Raw genomic sequence first — 17753 nt, forward strand, 5'->3', positions numbered from 1 at the left:
TCCCTTCAGGAGGAAAAAAATCCTTCAGACGAGCTGGTTTTTTACAAGTGCCATCTTGATCTGTGTATAGCTGATTTCTTCAGGCAGTGATTCTTTGAGCGGTTTCAGTCCCGGGATCTCCATCTGATCTCTTGTAGTCAATATCAGCCGCTCTGTTTCCTCTGTGAACCAGTTGCTGAAATCAAGCGAATGGCCTTCTTCATAAGCTTTTTGAAGGTGACGTTCGATTGTCTGGCCTGTTAATTGTCTCAACTTTGCGATTTCAGTAATAGACTTGCCTTCCTGATACAGTTCATAACTGAACAGGTGACTTGGAAGATCGGGGTCACCGGTGACCTGCGGCTTTTTCGGTTCTGCCGGACCCGGTACAGGTACCATGTGATTATTTTTACCATGCTCTTTGATATAGGCGGCAACGACTTCAGTGAATGGACTGCCGTAGGATTGCAGCTTTCTCTCACCGACACCTTTAATCGCACGCATATCTTCCTCAGTTTCAGGATAGTGCTGCGCCATTTCCCGGAGTGTAGCATCTGAAAATATGACATAAGGCGGTACCGCGTGTTCTTTTGCAAGACTCGAACGGACCTGTCTGAGCTGTTCAAATAGCGGTTCATCATAATCTGCCTGCTGCTGGTGCAGCTGGAACCCTGATTTCAGCCAGACTTCCTGCTCACCTTTTAAAACTGGCAGAGCATCCTGCGTCAGCTTAAGCGTCGGATACTGACCGCCCTCTAACGCAATAAAACCTTCTGCAATCAGCAGCTGAATCAATTCTGTGATCTGCTTTTCAGATTTCTGATTCATCAGACCATAAGTTGTGACGCGGTCAAGTCCCGCTTCAATCAGTTTTTTGTTGCGGGAGCCTTTTAACACTTTGGCAGTCAGTCCAGTCCCGAAACGTTCGCCCATTCTTTTGACAGTCGATAAGATCATCTGAACCTCTCTGGTGCGATCCGTTTTTTCACGGCTGTCGAGACAGCTGCTGCAGTGACCGCAGTCAGCCGTCATCTGATGGTCTTCAAAGTACTCGAGAATAAAGCGCGGCAGACAGCTGTGACTGTGACAGTAATTAATCATCTGCTGAAGCTTTGCATATTCTTCATTGCGTTTTCTTTCATTCGCGATCGACTGCTCAATTAAAAACTTCTGCAGCATGGAATCCTGAGGGCTGTAGAGCAGGTAACAGTCAGCAGGTTCTCCATCTCGACCTGCACGTCCGGCTTCCTGATAGTACGATTCCATATTCATCGGCAGCTGATAATGAATGACAAATCGGACGTTACTTTTATCGATCCCCATACCAAATGCATTGGTTGCGACGATCAGCTTTGCCTCATCATAGATAAATTTACGCTGCGCTTCATTACGCTCTTCTTCAGGGAGTCCGGCGTGATAGCAGACGGCACTGCGGTTCTGCTGATTCAGCCAGCCTGTCAGCTGATCCGCTTCTTTTCTTGTAGCAGTATAAATAATGCCTGTCTCATCTTTTTTCTCTTTTAAAAAGCTTGTTAAAAAGGAATGCTTATCGGCTCCTTTTACAACGTGAAAAGACAGGTTATCACGTGCGAATCCTGTATTGACAATATGATGGGGGTCAATGGACAGAAGCGAGGTGATATCCTGGATGACTTTATCAGTTGCTGTTGCAGTCAGTGCGGTAAGAACAGGCAGGTTTGGCAGCAGTCTGATGGTGTCCACAATCGTCCGGTAACTCGGTCTGAAATCATGCCCCCATTGCGAGATACAGTGCGCTTCATCAAAAGCGATCAGTGAGAGTTCTATATCTGAAACTGCATTGAAGAAGGAAGCAGAATCAAAGCGTTCAGGCGCTGCATAGACGAACTTATAGCGTCCTTCACGAAGGTTCTGAAGTCTTTCTCTCGTTTCAGCTGCAGTCAGTGTACTGTTAATGTATGTTGCGGAAATGCCATTTTCATTTAATGCATCCACCTGGTCTCTCATCAGGGAGATAAGCGGAGAGATGACAAGTGCAGTACCTTCCATGACGAGTCCGGGGATCTGATAGCAGAGTGATTTTCCTCCGCCGGTTGGCATGATGCCGAGTGCATTTTTCCGGTCGAGTATGGATTCGATCATCCGGTCCTGGCCGGGTCTGAACGAATCGTATCCGAAGTATGTATGAAGGGCATGCTGGGCCTGGTTAATCATGGTGAATCATTCCTTCCTTGTATGGTCTTTTGTATGTTAAAGGTAATAGCTCTGTTAAAATGGCTGGTGATTTCCGCTCCAGGGGGAACGCTTTCCGCATGAGCCGGTTTTTGGCTCCGGTTCAATCATCCCTCCTCGAAGCTACGCTTCTGCGGGGTCTCACCTGTCACGCTGCTCCTGCTGGAGTCGTCCCCCTTCCGCTCCAATCACCAGCTGTGCTAGAACGGCAATGGTCTTTAACATAGCACAAGTAATAAAGTGGTTAGATAAACCATACATTTGTTATTTTATCACGAATTCAAGTGAGTTTTTAGAGGATTAAGTCAGTGTTTCGAATGTCGAAGTATTGTGTTAAGATAGGTGTTGCAGTGTTCAGAATTTTTAAAAATAGGGAGGAATTAAGATGTCAACAGCGACATATCCGGAAACATGGGATTTAGATGTATTTTTTAAGGGTGGAAGTGAGTCTGATGAGTTACAGCAGCACTTGCGTACATATGAAGGAAAAATTGACGTGTTTGCTAAGAAAGTAGAGCAGTTCAACACACCTGAGTCTTCTGACAGCAGTTACCTTGTGTATCAGCACATTCAGGAAGCTAAAGGGATTATGATGGGGATCAGTCAGGCAGGTGCATTTGCGAGCTGTCTTGAAGCGCAGGATATGAATGATACCGGTGCTGGCGTTGTAAGAGGAAAAGTCACTTCAATGGCTGCTGAGTTTGGTGCAGCATTCCAGGCATTTCAGCAGAAGCTTGCAAAAACTGAAGATCAAGTATGGGATAGCCTGCTTGAAGATGATGGCTTGAAGGAATATACATTTATTATGACAGAATGGCGTGAAGCTGCAAAGGACAAACTGTCTGAAGCTGAAGAAGGGCTGATCAGTGCACTGAGCGTTGATGGTTATCACGGCTGGGGTCAGATGTATAATGCGCTTGTGTCTGAAATGTCTATTGAAATTGAAGTCGATGGAGAAGTGAAGAAGCTGTCAGTCGGACAGGCGAACAACCTTCGTTCACACGAGAATCCACACGTCAGGGAAGAGGTTCATCAAAAGCTTGAAGAAGCGTGGTCAAAAAATGAAAATCTTTTCGCACAAACGCTGAATCACCTTGGCGGCTATCGTCTTGCGAAATACAAAAAGCGCGGCTGGGACGACTTTATGAAAGAGCCGCTTGAGTATAACAGAATGAAGCCTGAAACACTTGATGCCATGTGGGGAGCGATCAGTAAAAGTAAGGATGTGTTTGTGAAGTATCTTGATCACAAAGCAAAGCTGCTTGGACTTGAGAAGATGTCATGGGCGCATATTGGGGCACCGATTTCTGAAAGTGTGAAGAAGCTGTCATATGATGAGGGTGCTGCATTTATTTTAAAACACTTTAAAAAGTTCGGTCCTGAAATGGCTGCTTTTGCAGAAAAAGCATTTGAAGAAGGCTGGATTGAAGCAGAAGACCGTTCAGGCAAAAGACCAGGTGGATTCTGTACAGGGTTCCCGCTCAGTGAACAGTCACGTATTTTCATGACTTACAGTGGATCTATGTCTAACGTTGCCACACTTGCGCACGAGCTTGGGCACGCGTTCCATACGTATGCACTGCGTCCGATGGATCCGTTAAATCGCCGCTATGCCATGAATGTAGCTGAAACAGCTTCAACCTTTGCAGAAATGATCGTATCAGATGCTGCTGTAAAAGAGGCAGATTCTAAAGATGAGCAGGCAGCACTTTTAGAGGATAAAGTATCAAGAAGCATTGCATTCTTTATGAATATCCACTCAAGGTTTATTTTCGAACAGCGTTTTTATGAAGAGCGCAAAGAAGGATTTGTTACGGCGAAGCGTCTGAATGAGCTGACGACCCAGGCGCAGAATGAAGCTTACGGCGGAGCAGTGACTGATAATGAGCCGCACTTCTGGGCTTCTAAGCTGCATTTCCATATTACAGGCGTGCCGTTCTATAACTTCCCATACACATTCGGATATCTGTTCTCATTAAGCGTATACGCAAGAGCGCTTGAAGAAGGCACAGCTTATGAGGAAAAATATATGGCACTGCTGCGTGATACAGCTGTGATGACAACAGAAGAGCTTGCGATGAAGCACCTTGGTGAGGACATCACGACTGAAGCATTCTGGATGAAGGGGATTGAACTTTGTATTCAGGACGCAGAAGAATTTATCCGATTGACTTCTGAGTGATAAATGCGAAAAGCGCCCCACTTCAGAGGAAATCACCAGGAACCTTTAATAGAGATATTTGCAAAAAACAATTTTAGTTTTTTGCATGTCAATAGTCGATCTTTTCGAAGCTTGGGTATACACTAAGTATAGAATCTTGAAATGGAGAGAACATACATGGTGCTACTAAAAAGCAGTCGGCTTTACTTTCGTCCGCTTTCAGAACAAGATATTGATGAATTTGTACAACTGCTGATCCGCAATAAGCAGTTCTGGACGATTTTTGAACCGAAGCATCCTGAACCATTTTATACGCGTGAAGCCCAGCTTGAAAAACTGGCAGAGGCAAAACAGGCCCAGCGGCTCGGAAAAGAATACAGCTGGGGCATCTATCATACAGATACAAACCGTCTGATCGGCAGCGTATCAATCTATTCAATCAGAAGACTGCCATTTGCCTCTGCCTATATCGGCTATTCACTTGATGAAGATCACACGAAGCAGGGGTACGGCACTGAAGCAGTGGAAGCTGCCCTGAGATTTGCTTTTCGTGAATTCGGGCTTCACCGTGTGGAAGCAATGGTGTCACCAAAAAACGAAGCTTCCCAGAAAGTGCTTGAAAAAGTCGGCATGTTCAGGGAAGGAACGCTAAGAAAAAATCTTTTTATCAACGGGGTATGGGAAGACCACTATCTCTATAGCATGCTTGAGGAGGATTTCTGAAAGGGTAAGCCCTTTTGGGACCGGTTAACCGGCAGGCTGCTGAATATGCTGAATCGTTAGAGACCGCAGATGCGGTCTCTTTTTTTGGGGACGGAGTTAACACTACGAGGTCAGACTTCGTAGTGTTAACTCCGTCCCCGCTTTCTCCCTCGGTCCTCCGTCCCCGCCTGCGTCCCTGTCTCCTTCTACGCCTCAGGTCCTACTTCAAAATCAAGCCAGGGCTCCTGTCGGCGGATCTGAAACCCGTGTACACTTAAGTTACAAATAACAAAGGAGGCAACAACATGAACAAATTCTGGTTAACAGTCATTGGTATTGTCGCAGCGATCGTCGCGCTGTCAAATCTCGGATCAATCGCAGGTCTTGCAGTCAGTCTGCTGATTACTTATGTCGGAGTAAAAATGTACTTCTCATCTGAAAAGACGTGGGTGAAAGTAACAGGTGCGATCGTAGCAGTCATCGCTGGTCTTTCAGCAGTATTTAACGTCCCGGCTATTCTTGGCGTCCTTGCTGTATACGTACTATATGTGGTCTGGAAGAAATGGAATAACGAAGAACCGGCAGGCGACTTTTCAATTTTTGAAAAGCAGTGGCAGGAACTGAAGAAAAAATCTTAATCATTCAACTAACATAAAAGGAGACGATATAATATGAGTAATCTACTTACGAAAATTACTGAAGTCATCAAGCAGGATATCCAGGAGTCAAAGTGGAAACAAACACAGTCAAATCCGGTCAATGAGATTCAGCGTGAACTAAAGGAAGTTCAGGCTTCTGTTAAAAAAGCAAAGCAGCTGACGGAGAGACAGGAACTGTTAAAAAGAGAATTTGAAAAAGAATATAATCACGCCAAATCAATGGCCGAGAAACGTAAAGAACACGTTCAGCTTGCAGAAGAAGCAGGAGAGGAAGCGCTTGCAGCAGCTGCTTTAAGAGAGTTCAATTATTACAGCAGCCGTGCTGAAAGACTTGAAAAAACATGTACAGAAGCTGAATCACAGCTTGAAGCGCTGGAGCTTCAGTTAGAGCAGCTGACATTTGAGCTGAAGGACCTTGAATTAAAAAGGCTTGAATACATGGCTAAAGAAAATGCAGTCATTGGGGAGAAGCAGTCAGCTAAGCTGAAAATACCTGAGAAAGCAACAGATGAGGACCGCCGTTATGAACAGATTGAACAGCATTTAAAACAGTCTGCAAAGAAAAAAGAAGAGCTTTCAATTGATGAGCAGATCGAGCAGTTAAAATAACAGGTTTTCGGGAGCGGACTTCATGTCTTCTCCCGAATTCGGTCTTTCTAAAACATGTGTATGACAGATAGAATAGAGAGTAGGGAGGTGGGCTGAATGGAAAAGCTGCGTAACATGACTTTATCAAACTGGCTGACAGCCGGACTGATCATTGTCTTAATCGAAATTGTACTATTTAACAGTGGGATGATCTTCACTTTAGCGCTGTCAGCAGGTCTGCTGTATTTCGGGAAGCAGGGGTGGCAGCAGATGTATGGGAAAATCCTTGTTGGTGTAGGGGCTCTGATGCTGCTGTCAGCGGTTTTATCCATGGTCACGCTCCGGATTATAGTTGTCGGTCTTATTATTTATCTTGTCATTAAATATCTGGATACGAAAAAAAATCCGCTGACATTTGAACCTGTTGTAAAAATGGAGGAAAGGCCGGCCCGGGAACAATTGTTAACTGCGAAACGGCCATTCTTTCAAAATAAATGGGTAGGTTCTCATGAAACGCCGGATTACTCATATGAATGGGATGATATTCATCTCCAGAATGGAATCGGTGATGTCAGAATTGATCTGAGTCATACAGTTCTCCCTGAGAAAGAGGTAATGATCTCTCTAAGAAACGTTGCGGGTAAGATCACGATACTTGTTCCTTATGAACTTGAACTGTCTGTACAGCATTCGGCTCTTGCAGGGGAAGCTGTGATTCTGCAACATCAGTCAAAAAGACTCTGGAATGAAAATATCATTTATCAATCAGAAGGATACAGTGAAGCACAGCAGAAGTGTACGATTTTTTCTTCTGTATGGATTGGAGATCTTGAGGTGAGGCGCATATGACAGCTAAAATGATTCTCCACGCTGTCAGTATCAGCCTCTTTAGTGCGTTAATGACCCTTGGCTTGTATGTGATGTTTTTTCCTCCTGATGACTGGACGTTTTTATGGAGTGTATCTGTACTTGATGTCCCGTTTATATTCTTCTTGCTCATGCAGCTGCTATTGATCGGTTTCTTATGGGGAGCAATTCAAAGCAGCGGGTTGAAAAAGCAGGTCTATACCATCGAGCAGCAGGTGGACGGGGTTATGCAGGGGCAAAATACAGTCAGAGAACTTCAGCCGCAGACGCAGGAGTTTGTGAAGCTCTCAGAAAAAGTAGCAGGCCTTCAGCGTATGTGGAACGAACAGATTAAGATGAATCAGCGTCTTGCGAGTGAGAAAGTGGAACAGCAGGAGCAGAAAATTCAGGAGATGGTGTCACTCGAGAGACAGCGGCTTGCGCGTGATCTTCATGACTCAGTCAGCCAGCAGCTGTTTGCAGCTTCCATGCTCATGTCAGCGATCAACGAAACCCAGGAGGAGAACCGTCAGTTGCAAATGGTGGAAAAAATGATTCACCAGTCCCAGGTGGAGATGAGAGCACTCCTGCTTCATTTAAGACCTGCTGCATTAAAAGGTAAAACACTTGCAGAAGGTATTGAGGAACTGCTGATTGAGTTGAAACAGAAAGTGCCGCTTACCATCACCTGGAAGGCAGAACCGCTTGAGCTTGAAAGAGGCGTTGAAGATCATCTCTTCAGAATTTTGCAGGAGTCCATTTCAAATACATTGAGACATGCGGAAGCCACTATGCTGAACGTGTTATGCATTTTAAGAGACGGGTCCGTCATCATGAGAGTATCAGATGATGGAAAAGGGTTTGAGGTTTCCGGTGATAAAGCGGGTTCGTACGGTTTGAATAATATGAGAGAGCGTGCAGCTGAAATCGGAGGGACGTTAAAAATCGTTTCACTTCCGAATCAGGGAACACGTCTTGAGATAAAAGTACCTTTTGAAAGGAAGGAGGAGCTGAAATGATCCGCGTATTATTTGTTGATGATCATGAAATGGTCAGAATTGGTGTTGGTTCTTATCTGTCTGCACAAAAAGATATTGAGGTCGTCGGGGAATGTGATGATGGCGGTCCCGCGGTAGAGATGGCACTTTCCTTGAAGCCGGATATCATACTGATGGATCTAGTGATGAAAAACATGGATGGAATTGAAGCCACATCAAAAATTATCGAGCAGTGGCCGGAAGCGAAAATCATGATTGTCACGAGCTTTCTTGATGACGATAAGGTATATCCGGCACTTGAAGCCGGTGCGGTCAGCTACCTTTTAAAAACGTCAAAAGCCAGTGAGATTGCTGAAGCGATCCGGAAAACGCACTACGGGGAAACGGTGCTTGAGCCTGAAGTAACAGGTAAGGTCATGCAGAGAATGAGAACGCGTGATGTAAAACCCGCACATGATGATCTGACAGAACGTGAGCGCGAGATTCTAATGCTGATTGCAGAAGGCAAAACGAATCAGGAGATTGCAGATGAGCTCTACATAGCATTAAAAACAGTCAAAACACATGTCAGTAATATTCTCGGGAAACTTGATGTACAGGACCGCACACAGGCTGTGATCTATGCGTTTAAGCATGATCTTGTAAAATAGTTCCTCCCTGGTGTTATGGAACTGACTTTGTGGGTAAACATGAGGTTAGAACCACATCGAAAGGAGTCCTTACTATGCTTTCATTACTGGATGATCAGTCAAGGGACTGCTGCTGGCTGAATGAACCCGAAAATTGGACTCTTCACCAGAAAGAGCTCAGTCTGACTACTCACCCGAAAACTGATTTTTGGAGAAAAACTTTTTATGGCTTTGATCAGATGAATGGTCATGCATTTTATAAAGAGCTTCTCGGTGCTTTTGAAACAGAAGTGACATTTACCATGAAGGATCCGTCTAAACGGTATGATCAGGCTGGTCTGATTATGCTGATTTCAGATGATTGCTGGATGAAGGTGTCACTTGAGTATATACCTGAGAAGTATTCATATCTCGGTTCGGTGGTGACGAATAGTGGATACTCGGACTGGTCATCCAAAAACTTTCCCACACCAGATCAGGGGGTAACGCTTACTTTTAAAGTGACCCGTGCAGGGGGAGATTACCGCGTCTGGGCAAAGACGTCAGAAAATGAGGACTTTGAACAGATCCGTATTACAAGGCTTCACGATGAGCCCAATGGACCTGTAAAGCTTGGATTATATGCATGCAGTCCCTCTACAGAAGGCAGTTTCACAACCGTATTTCATAAATGGACGGTTCAAAAAGAAGTGAAATAAAAAAAGTTGTGCGGAAACCCGCACAACTTTTTTAGTATCCTTCATCAACCAGATCAAGTTTTCCGTTGCTTGGATCAACAACCAGACCATGTACGGGTACATTTTTGTCCATCAGCGGGTGATTGCGTACCATCTCAACGCTATTTTTAACGCTTTCCTGTACGTCATCAAAACCTTTCAGCCAGCCATGAAGATCAATACCTGAATAGGAAAGGGTGTTAAATGTATCATCTGAGATGCCGCGTTCTTTCATTTTTTCTACTGTAGCGTGGCTGTCAACAGCACTCATGCCGCAATCATAGTGGCCGATGATTAAGACTTCTTCAGCCTGCAGTTCATAGATGGCAACAAGAAGGCTTCGCATGATACTGCCAAAAGGGTGTGTAATCACAGCGCCGGCATTACGTACCATTTTTACATCACCATTTTTTACGTTCATTGATTTTGGCAGGAGCTCTACCAGTCTTGTATCCATGCAAGTCAGGATGACAAGTTTTTTGTTGGGAATTTTTGTTGTTACGTAAGGTTCGTACTGTTTTTCCTCTACGAATGTCTCATTAAATGTAAGAATATCCGATAATAGTGTCATATGTATCCTCCTTAGCGTTACATACATTGGATTTGCAGAAGCGGCTGGTGATAACAGCGGTGCGGAAACATCAGCTGACTTCGCATAACTTTATTTTAAAAAAAGAAAGGCGATCTGTCTAATTTGAATGAGACAGATCGCGCGGATACCTATGATTCGAACAGATAAGTGAATTCTCCGTAGCCTTCTTCTTCAAGGTCTTCAGCAGGAATAAAGCGCATGGCTGCTGAGTTCATGCAGTAACGGAGTCCGGTTGGCTCAGGGCCGTCTTCAAATACGTGTCCCAGGTGGGAATCTGCGTATTTACTGCGGACTTCAATTCTCATTCCGAAGATACCGGGATCCTCAACTTCCACAATGTTTTCAGGAACAAGCGGCTTTGTGAATGATGGCCAGCCCGATCTTGAGTCATACTTATCTTTTGAACTGAACAATGGTTCTCCTGAGACGATATCTACATAGATCCCATCTTCATAAAAACCGTCATACTCATTATCAAAAGCTTTTTCAGTTCCATCTTCCTGCGTGACTTCGTATTGAATATCTGTCAGCATCTCACGCAGTTCTTCATCTGTGTAATTAACGGCGTAAGGGCTCTCTTCTTCAACTTCTTCTTTGGTCGGGAGATCGACTTCACGTTCATCTTCAGCCCAATATTCATTTAAAAAGCGATCTCTACCGGAACTTGTGCGGTAGAAGTAATAGCGGTCACCATTTTTCAAGTAATAATCCTGATGGTATTCTTCAGCAATATAGAATGTCGTTGCTTCAGTAACCGGTACAATGATTTCACCATCAAAACGGCCGGAATCAATAATCTCCTGTTTCGATGCTTCTGCAGCTTCACGTTCTTCATCATTCTTCACAAAAATCTCAGGCCGGTACTGTCTGCCCCGGTCAACGAATTGTCCTTCAGCGTCTGTCGGGTCAATCTGACGCCAGAATACATCAAGCAAATCTTCATAGCTGATGACATCCGGATCATAAATTACCTGTACAGCTTCTGTATGCCCGGTTTCTCCATTCGCCACTTCTCTATATTCAGGGTTTTCTTCGTTTCCACCTGTATAGCCGGAGACTGCGTCTCTGACCCCTGCAAGCTTTTCAAAAGGCGGTTCCATACACCAGAAGCAGCCGCCTGCAAAAATCGCGACTTCCTCATTTGCCGCAAGGTCGGCAGGTGTGCTCGCCTCACTGCCGTAGGAACGGTTGAGCAGCTGGTCTGAGAATACAAAAAAGACGATTGCACCAATCAGTACAACGCCTGGAATCAGCATCACCCAGCTCTTTTTTTTCATATTTACACCCCATTTGTAAATTTGAATCGCGTATCTTAACTCAAAAGTAACATATTTGACCGATAATTAATAAAAATAATGTGTTCAGCATACCGCAAGTATTCAGAATTTGCTAAAATATAAGAATAATCGCTTCCGTTTGAATGAAAGGAGTGCAAAAATGGCTGACTTTGAAATCGTAAGGAAATCCAGCTTTTATTTTATTGGCATGAAATGGACAGGTACTTATGAAGCAGCTGCGCATGGAGATATTTTTCCTGTAATCGAAGAAGCACGTGACAGGCTTTTAAGTATGGGGATTGCTCAGCCTAACTCGGATTTCATCGGATTGTCGTATCAGGACAGGCCGGGAGGATTCACTTATTATTTTGGAACAGAGGCACTTGGTAATACAGTATTCCCTTCTGATATGTACAGAATTATCGTTCCTTCACATGATTATGCCGTAACAGAGCACAAAGGACAGCACGCATGGAAAAGCTATGAGAAATTGATGAAGTGGGCTGTAGAACAGGGGCTGCACGTCCAGCAAAACGGCCTGGATCATATTGAAGTTTATGATGCAGATTACCGTCCATACAAAATGTCCCCCTCATTAAAGATCGGAATCCCGGTAAAAAAACGCTGACCTTGCATTTAAAATCCACTGAAAGTAAAATAGCTTTACAGTGTAAAAAGCATCTGACACAGGTGCTTTTTAAAAGTGTTTATTTTTAATGCTTTGTTAAAGTCCAATGTTGTTTTAGCACAGCTGGTGATTGGAGCGGAAGGGGGACGACTCCAGCAGGAGAAGCGTGACAGGTGAGACCCCGCAAGCGCCCCGCGCTGAGGAGGGATGATTGAACCGGAGCCAAAAACCGGCTCATGCGGAAAGCGTTCCCCCTGAAGCGGAAATCAACAGCCCCCCTTTAACAGAGCTATATTTTAAAAAGCTAAGTTCATATAGCCTGAACTTTTCATATCTGGAGGTATGACCAATGAGTGGACGCAATGAAAAAGAACTTGAAGGTGTAAATCTGCTTGGTGAAATGAATGTTGAATATTCATTTGACTACAATCCCGGCGTGCTTGAGGCATTCGATAATAAGCATGTAAACAGAGACTATTTCGTAAAGTTCAACTGTCCGGAATTCACATCACTTTGCCCGAAGACGAACCAGCCGGATTTTGCCACGATCTATATCAGCTATATCCCTGATCAGAAAATGGTAGAGAGTAAGTCATTGAAACTGTATCTTTTCAGCTTCAGAAACCACGGAGACTTTCATGAAGACTGCATGAACATCATCATGAATGACCTGATTGAACTGATGGACCCGCGTTATATTGAAGTATGGGGGAAATTCACACCGCGTGGCGGCATTTCAATTGACCCTTACACGAACTACGGTAAACCGGGTACGAAATATGAAGAGATGGCATATCATAGACTGATGAATCATGATATGTATCCTGAAAAAATTGACAACAGATAACCTGCAGCCGGCTGAAGCGTTCAGCCGGTTTTTTGTATGCTTAAAATCGAAAATGGAGATGATAAATAGAAAAGGAAGTGATGCAAATGTATGAAGACATTGAAAGTCTGAGACAAAAGCTGATGACCGTGCAGCGCTGGATCGAAGAAAAGGACCAGGCGCTTGAGTACACGGAGATGTATGATGAAATGATCAAAATGATAAATGAACTTGAGCAGTTCCGGGTGAAAGTAAAATGAGTGATTGGCTGTTGGTCATTATACGGGGACTATTGATGGTTCTTGTGTTATTTATTTGTACTAAACTCCTTGGCAAGAAGCAGATTTCTCAGCTGTCTTTTTTTGAATATGTAACAGGGATTACGATCGGCAGTATCGGCGCTGAGGTGATTACCGGTCTCGACAGGCAATTTTTGCACGGGGTGCTCGGTATTGTCTCTTTTATCTCAATTCCTTTGCTGATGGACTATCTTTCTTTAAAAAGCAAGAAAGTCAGAGATCTTGTGGAAGGAGAGGGTACCGTATTTATTCAGCAGGGAAAAGTGATTGAAGAGAATCTAAGAAAAGAAAGGTATTCAACAGATGAACTGATGGAGCTGCTGAGAAGAAAAGATGTCTTTGCAGTGTCGGATGTGAATTTTGCCATCTTGGAGCCTTCAGGAGAGCTGAATGTTCTTTTGAAAAAATCCAGAATGCCTGTTGTGCAGGAGGATATCAAAAAAAGGGTTCAGGATGAAAAGCCGCCTGAAACGATTATTATGGATGGTGAGCCGGTAGAAAAGGCGCTTCAGTCAATCGGAAGAGATATCGAATGGCTGCGGGAGCAAATGAGGAAAAAAGGGGTCAGCATGTCAGATGTTTTTTTAGCTCAGATCAGTCAGGACGGAAAGATATTTCTCGATCTCTATGATCGTACTGAAAACCAGAGGGAGCTGATCTCCCTGCTTAAGGAATGCAGAGAGGACTTTATAAAAATTAGCAGAAAACTTCCTGAAAAAGAAGGGCTGTTATTTTATAAAAATGCTGAAATGATTGAGGGCTTTGCGAGAATTGTACGCTAAAATGTATGAATATTCACATGCAGGAATCATTAAAAATATCTGAAAACGTGCACGATTCTGTATGCTGGTTTCCTCCTTTACATGCCTGCTAAGAGCGCGTATAATGCGTTTTTGTGATTGAAAAAACGCTAATGGCGCAGCTGGATTGGCCCTGCACTTTTAATATAGGCTTTATTAAAGTCCAACATTGTCTTAGCACAGCTGGTGATTGCAGCGGAAGGGGACGACTCCAGCAGGAGAAGTCGGACAGGTGAGACCCCCGCAAGGCGAAGTCTGAGGAGGCTCACCGCCGGCCCTGCGGAAAGCGTTCCCCTGAAGCGGAAATCAACAGCCGACTTTAACAGAGTTTTAATAAAAGGAGGCATTTCGTATGACTAAGAAGCTTTTTACGTTTTTGATGATGAATCTTGGTGCGTTTTTTGTTGCTGTGAATGTTCATTTTTTCTTATCTCCAAATAGCCTGGCAACCGGTGGCGTCAGCGGGATGTCTATTGTGCTGAATTCATTGTTCCAGGGAATATCAATTGGACTATTTATGATTCTTGTTAATATTGTATTATTTATTTTAGGTGTAATTTTCCTTGGCTTTCAATTCGGTACTAAAACGATCTATACAAGTTTTGCGCTGTCAGGTTATGTATGGCTTCTTGAGCTGGTTGCGCCAATTAGTGCGCCGCTCAGTGATGATATTTTAATCCAGCTGATCATTGGTCAGTGTATTGCTGCGATCGGTATGGGGATTGTATTTCATCAGCGCGCATCAACCGGCGGCACTGACATTATTGCTATGATACTGAATAAATATATTAAAATTGAGATTGGCAGAGCTGTGTTATTTTCCGATCTTGCAGTAGCATTGTCATCTTCACTGCTATTTGGACCGCAGGCAGGTATGTATGCATTCTTCGGTGTGATCTTGAATGGTCTGATGATTGACTACACACTTCAGCAGTTCAATGCGAACAAAGAAGTGGTGATCATCAGTCAGAAGAGTGCACTGATTCGTATGTTCATTGTAGGGGAGCTTGGCAGAGGCGCAACGATCCACACGGCAAAAGGTGCCTTCAATTATGAACAAAAAGAAGTAATTACAACAATTCTAGGACGTAAGGATTTATCGCGTCTGAAGAATTTTGTTGGTAAGCAGGATGAAAAAGCATTTATTACTGTTCACAATATGAATGAAATACTCGGGCAGAACTTTAAGAGGCTCGCCTAATACAACCCCGCAGCGATGGCTGCGGGATTTTTTGTTCAACAAAACGTGCATATTCATTTCATCATCATTTGATTATTGTGTGTTAAGATGAGCCATATATCAATACAGGGTTGTGATGAGAATGGCTGAAAATCCATTGTATATAAAAGCGAAATCTTTTATTGAACAGTTTTATCAGGAGAATAAACTTGATGATCAGGCCTGTCTCAGAAGGTTGTCTGAAGTCAGTGGATCAATTGAGGAGTGCGGAACATATGAGCATACATATGAAGAGCTTTCATATGGAGCTAAGCTTGCATGGCGGAACAGCAACCGGTGTATCGGGCGTTTGTTCTGGAACAGTCTGAATGTTTTTGACAGGAGACATGACGTTACAGAAGAGCAGGTAAAGAAATCATTGCTTGAGCATATTGAAAGTGCTACAAACGGCGGTAAAATCCGTTCATCAATTACGATATTCGCCCCTTCTCAAGGAGGCTCAGATCCAGTCAGAATCTTTAATCACCAGTTAATCAGGTATGCTGGATACAAACAGGAAGATGGAACAGTCGTTGGAGATCCTCATTCTGTAGACATGACAGTTTTTTGTCATAATCTTGGATGGAAAGGTGAGGGGACGGCATTTGATGTTTTACCAATTGTGATTCAGATAAAGGGTCATGATCCATATTATTTTGACATTCCAAAAGAGCTGGTGAAGGAAGTTGAGATTACACATCCTGATTCCGAAAGCTTTAACGAACTGGGGTTAAAATGGTATGCAGTGCCGATTATATCTGAAATGAAGCTTGAAATCGGAGGCCTGGAGTATAAGGCAGCGCCATTTAACGGGTGGTATATGGAAACTGAAATTGCTGCCCGCAACTTTGCAGATGAAGCACGTTACAATGTGTTGAAAGATACTGCCAGAGCATTTGACATCGATACCAGCATGAATGCATCAATGTGGAAAGATCGTGCCATTATTAAACTTTGCACAGCTGTTATGCACGCTTTCAAAAAAGCAGGTGTCAGCATCACGGATCATCATACAGCGAGCCAGCAGTTTGAGCTGTTTGAACGTATGGAGCAGGAACAAAACAGAGAAGTAACAGGGGACTGGACATGGCTGATCCCGCCTGTCTCACCTGCTTCGAGCCATATCTTCCATAAACAGTACAACAACACCTGGAAGTCACCAAACTTCTTCTATCAGCCGTCTATGCTGGACGAAAAAAAGAAATTGAAGCATGGATGTCCGTTCTCTTATCATCAGCAGTGAACCGTCTTACTAAGATATTTAAAATGGACTAATTTGTCTGAAAGATCAATTGTTCTTTATTAAATCAGAGGTGAACGAAGCGGAAGGCGGTGACTCCGGAGCGATAAGCGGGACAGCTGAGACCCCGCAAGCGAAGCTGAGGAGGCCATATCGGACCACAAAACGGTCCACCGCTCGGAAAGCACCGCCTGCAGCGCAGTGAACCGGTTGTAAAAAAGAGACTGAGGGATAATCTCAGTCTCTTTTATTCATCCATTATTTAGCTGCTTTTTGAAGTTTATCAATCACCGATAACGACTTTCCTGTACCAATAGCAACTGATTCAAGCGGGTTAGGTGCGATATGCACAGGAACCACGATTTCTTCACTCAGCCATTGCTGAAGGCCATTCAACAGGGCGCCGCCGCCAGTTAGAATGACACCGCGATCAACGATATCACCGCTGAGTTCAGGAGGACAGTTCTCAAGTGTGGAGCGGATTGCTTCTAAGACACTTAATAGAGATTCCTGAATAGCAGATTGAACTTCAGTTGATTGCAATGTAATGGTTTTTGGCAGACCTGTTACAAGATCACGTCCGCGGATTTCCATTTCTCTTGCTTCGTGAGCAATTGGTGCGTGGCCCACTTCCATTTTGATCTGTTCAGCAGTGCGCTCACCAATTAACAGGTTGTACGCTTTTCTGACATGCTGAACGATATCCTCATCCATTTTATCTCCTGCAACGCGGATTGTATTACAGGATACAACGCCGCCATAAGAGATAATCGCGACTTCAGTCGTTCCGCCGCCGATATCCACGACAACGTTTGCGACAGGCTCACCTACAGGAAGGTCTGCACCAATTGCAGCTGCTACAGGTTCTTCAATTAAGTGAACGTGCTTTGCACCGCTGTGCTTCACAGCATCCTGGATTGCTCTGCGCTCAACAGAAGTAGCGCCGGATGGTGTACACACGACTACGCTTGGCTTACGCAGTGAAAAGCCCATTTTTTTACCGATTGAAGCCATAATGTGCTTCAGCATTTCAGTCGTCACATCAAAGTCAGCAATTACGCCGTCTTTTAACGGGCGGACTGCCACAATGTTTCCAGGTGTTTTACCGATCATACTTTTAGCGTCTGTACCGACAGCTAACACTTTTTTCGTATTCACATCGATCGCAACAACCGATGGCTCATTCATAATGATTCCTTTACTTTTACTATAGACAAGTATATTAGCGGTACCTAAGTCGATACCGATTTCAGCGTTTGAAAGCATTTTTCATTCCTCCGTTATCATCGTCATCCGTCATATAACTGGTTTCTCAGAGTAGTATAGACTAAATCAGGTGTCACGTAGAGTGACAAAGGTAGGGAAGGGAGAATGTTACATCTT

18 protein-coding genes are annotated in these 17753 nt (G+C 44.0%); 14 read left to right on the forward strand and 4 right to left on the reverse strand.

Annotation, left to right across the window (positions count from 1 at the left end; genetic code table 11):
* Nucleotides 1-24 precede the first annotated feature (24 nt).
* Nucleotides 25-2172 (reverse strand): DNA helicase RecQ, encoded by a 2148-nt coding sequence (recQ, locus tag KP77_RS06815; protein WP_041121987.1) that lies wholly within the window; start codon nt 2170-2172, stop codon nt 25-27.
* Nucleotides 2173-2575: 403 nt separating this feature from the next.
* Between recQ and KP77_RS06820 the strand changes: the two genes are divergently transcribed.
* The 8 genes from KP77_RS06820 (at nt 2576) to KP77_RS06855 (ending at nt 9471) form a co-directional block, all read left to right on the forward strand.
* The gene (locus tag KP77_RS06820) at nt 2576-4372 is read left to right on the forward strand and encodes a M3 family oligoendopeptidase (RefSeq protein WP_041121988.1); all 1797 of its coding nucleotides are present in this window, start codon (nt 2576-2578) and stop codon (nt 4370-4372) included.
* 156 nt (nt 4373-4528) lie between these two features.
* On the forward strand, nt 4529-5074 hold the full coding sequence (locus KP77_RS06825) for a GNAT family N-acetyltransferase (protein WP_041121989.1): 546 nt from the start codon (nt 4529-4531) through the stop codon (nt 5072-5074).
* 284 nt (nt 5075-5358) lie between these two features.
* Nucleotides 5359-5691 (forward strand): lmo0954 family membrane protein, encoded by a 333-nt coding sequence (locus KP77_RS06830; RefSeq protein WP_041121990.1) that lies wholly within the window; start codon nt 5359-5361, stop codon nt 5689-5691.
* 33 nt (nt 5692-5724) lie between these two features.
* Nucleotides 5725-6321 carry a PspA/IM30 family protein gene (locus tag KP77_RS06835; protein ID WP_052474012.1) on the forward strand — a complete coding sequence of 199 codons (597 nt, stop codon included), beginning with the start codon at nt 5725-5727 and terminating at the stop codon, nt 6319-6321.
* A 96-nt stretch (nt 6322-6417) separates the two neighbouring features.
* Nucleotides 6418-7149, forward strand: coding sequence for a cell wall-active antibiotics response protein LiaF (gene liaF / locus KP77_RS06840; RefSeq protein ID WP_041121991.1), 732 nt, complete (start codon nt 6418-6420; stop codon nt 7147-7149).
* Nucleotides 7146-8165, forward strand: coding sequence for a sensor histidine kinase (locus tag KP77_RS06845; RefSeq protein ID WP_041121992.1), 1020 nt, complete (start codon nt 7146-7148; stop codon nt 8163-8165). Before liaF ends, KP77_RS06845 begins: the two co-directional genes overlap by 4 nt.
* A complete protein-coding gene (locus KP77_RS06850) occupies nt 8162-8794 on the forward strand; it encodes a response regulator transcription factor (RefSeq protein WP_041121993.1) in 633 nt (210 codons plus the stop codon). Before KP77_RS06845 ends, KP77_RS06850 begins: the two co-directional genes overlap by 4 nt.
* Before the next feature lie 74 nt (nt 8795-8868).
* Complete coding sequence (locus KP77_RS06855) at nt 8869-9471, forward strand: DUF1349 domain-containing protein (RefSeq protein ID WP_052474013.1); 603 nt, start codon at nt 8869-8871, stop codon at nt 9469-9471.
* Between the two features lie 31 nt (nt 9472-9502).
* On the opposite strand, the gene KP77_RS06860 is transcribed toward KP77_RS06855, so the two are convergent.
* Nucleotides 9503-10060, reverse strand: coding sequence for a beta-class carbonic anhydrase (locus KP77_RS06860; protein WP_200889055.1), 558 nt, complete (start codon nt 10058-10060; stop codon nt 9503-9505).
* Nucleotides 10061-10209: 149 nt separating this feature from the next.
* On the reverse strand, nt 10210-11358 hold the full coding sequence (gene msrB / locus KP77_RS06865; protein ID WP_041121994.1) for a peptide-methionine (R)-S-oxide reductase MsrB: 1149 nt from the start codon (nt 11356-11358) through the stop codon (nt 10210-10212).
* Between the two features lie 160 nt (nt 11359-11518).
* Here msrB and KP77_RS06870 point away from each other — a divergent pair, with 160 nt between their 5' ends.
* The 6 genes from KP77_RS06870 (at nt 11519) to KP77_RS06890 (ending at nt 16373) form a co-directional block, all read left to right on the forward strand.
* Nucleotides 11519-11986: a GyrI-like domain-containing protein gene (locus KP77_RS06870; RefSeq protein ID WP_041121995.1), complete on the forward strand. Its 468-nt coding sequence runs from the start codon at nt 11519-11521 to the stop codon at nt 11984-11986.
* 349 nt (nt 11987-12335) lie between these two features.
* Nucleotides 12336-12833: a preQ(1) synthase gene (gene queF, locus KP77_RS06875; RefSeq protein ID WP_041121996.1), complete on the forward strand. Its 498-nt coding sequence runs from the start codon at nt 12336-12338 to the stop codon at nt 12831-12833.
* Nucleotides 12834-12919: 86 nt separating this feature from the next.
* Nucleotides 12920-13072: a hypothetical protein gene (locus KP77_RS18120; protein ID WP_160289510.1), complete on the forward strand. Its 153-nt coding sequence runs from the start codon at nt 12920-12922 to the stop codon at nt 13070-13072.
* The gene (locus KP77_RS06880) at nt 13069-13893 is read left to right on the forward strand and encodes a DUF421 domain-containing protein (RefSeq protein ID WP_041121997.1); all 825 of its coding nucleotides are present in this window, start codon (nt 13069-13071) and stop codon (nt 13891-13893) included. The genes KP77_RS18120 and KP77_RS06880 overlap by 4 nt, the downstream gene beginning before the upstream one ends.
* 370 nt (nt 13894-14263) lie before the next feature.
* Nucleotides 14264-15112 carry a YitT family protein gene (locus KP77_RS06885; RefSeq protein ID WP_041121998.1) on the forward strand — a complete coding sequence of 283 codons (849 nt, stop codon included), beginning with the start codon at nt 14264-14266 and terminating at the stop codon, nt 15110-15112.
* A gap of 121 nt (nt 15113-15233) precedes the next feature.
* The gene (locus KP77_RS06890) at nt 15234-16373 is read left to right on the forward strand and encodes a nitric oxide synthase oxygenase (RefSeq protein ID WP_052474015.1); all 1140 of its coding nucleotides are present in this window, start codon (nt 15234-15236) and stop codon (nt 16371-16373) included.
* A 255-nt stretch (nt 16374-16628) separates the two neighbouring features.
* Here KP77_RS06890 and mreBH read toward each other — a convergent pair whose 3' ends face one another.
* Nucleotides 16629-17636 (reverse strand): rod-share determining protein MreBH, encoded by a 1008-nt coding sequence (gene mreBH / locus KP77_RS06895; RefSeq protein WP_041121999.1) that lies wholly within the window; start codon nt 17634-17636, stop codon nt 16629-16631.
* Nucleotides 17637-17753: the final 117 nt, after the last annotated feature.

The organism is Jeotgalibacillus alimentarius (assembly GCF_000829445.1).
Classification (GTDB): Bacteria; Bacillota; Bacilli; order Bacillales; family Jeotgalibacillaceae; genus Jeotgalibacillus; species Jeotgalibacillus alimentarius.

Bases quoted from the DNA above. Each gene is read 5' to 3' on its own strand.
- recQ (WP_041121987.1), bottom strand. From the start codon at position 2,172: ATGATTAACCAGGCCCAGCATGCCCTTCATACATACTTCGGATACGAT.
- KP77_RS06820 (WP_041121988.1), top strand. From the start codon at position 2,576: ATGTCAACAGCGACATATCCGGAAACATGGGATTTAGATGTATTTTTT.
- KP77_RS06825 (WP_041121989.1), top strand. From the start codon at position 4,529: ATGGTGCTACTAAAAAGCAGTCGGCTTTACTTTCGTCCGCTTTCAGAA.
- KP77_RS06830 (WP_041121990.1), top strand. From the start codon at position 5,359: ATGAACAAATTCTGGTTAACAGTCATTGGTATTGTCGCAGCGATCGTC.
- KP77_RS06835 (WP_052474012.1), top strand. From the start codon at position 5,725: ATGAGTAATCTACTTACGAAAATTACTGAAGTCATCAAGCAGGATATC.
- liaF (WP_041121991.1), top strand. From the start codon at position 6,418: ATGGAAAAGCTGCGTAACATGACTTTATCAAACTGGCTGACAGCCGGA.
- KP77_RS06845 (WP_041121992.1), top strand. From the start codon at position 7,146: ATGACAGCTAAAATGATTCTCCACGCTGTCAGTATCAGCCTCTTTAGT.
- KP77_RS06850 (WP_041121993.1), top strand. From the start codon at position 8,162: ATGATCCGCGTATTATTTGTTGATGATCATGAAATGGTCAGAATTGGT.
- KP77_RS06855 (WP_052474013.1), top strand. From the start codon at position 8,869: ATGCTTTCATTACTGGATGATCAGTCAAGGGACTGCTGCTGGCTGAAT.
- KP77_RS06860 (WP_200889055.1), bottom strand. From the start codon at position 10,060: ATGACACTATTATCGGATATTCTTACATTTAATGAGACATTCGTAGAG.
- msrB (WP_041121994.1), bottom strand. From the start codon at position 11,358: ATGAAAAAAAAGAGCTGGGTGATGCTGATTCCAGGCGTTGTACTGATT.
- KP77_RS06870 (WP_041121995.1), top strand. From the start codon at position 11,519: ATGGCTGACTTTGAAATCGTAAGGAAATCCAGCTTTTATTTTATTGGC.
- queF (WP_041121996.1), top strand. From the start codon at position 12,336: ATGAGTGGACGCAATGAAAAAGAACTTGAAGGTGTAAATCTGCTTGGT.
- KP77_RS18120 (WP_160289510.1), top strand. From the start codon at position 12,920: ATGTATGAAGACATTGAAAGTCTGAGACAAAAGCTGATGACCGTGCAG.
- KP77_RS06880 (WP_041121997.1), top strand. From the start codon at position 13,069: ATGAGTGATTGGCTGTTGGTCATTATACGGGGACTATTGATGGTTCTT.
- KP77_RS06885 (WP_041121998.1), top strand. From the start codon at position 14,264: ATGACTAAGAAGCTTTTTACGTTTTTGATGATGAATCTTGGTGCGTTT.
- KP77_RS06890 (WP_052474015.1), top strand. From the start codon at position 15,234: ATGGCTGAAAATCCATTGTATATAAAAGCGAAATCTTTTATTGAACAG.
- mreBH (WP_041121999.1), bottom strand. From the start codon at position 17,636: ATGCTTTCAAACGCTGAAATCGGTATCGACTTAGGTACCGCTAATATA.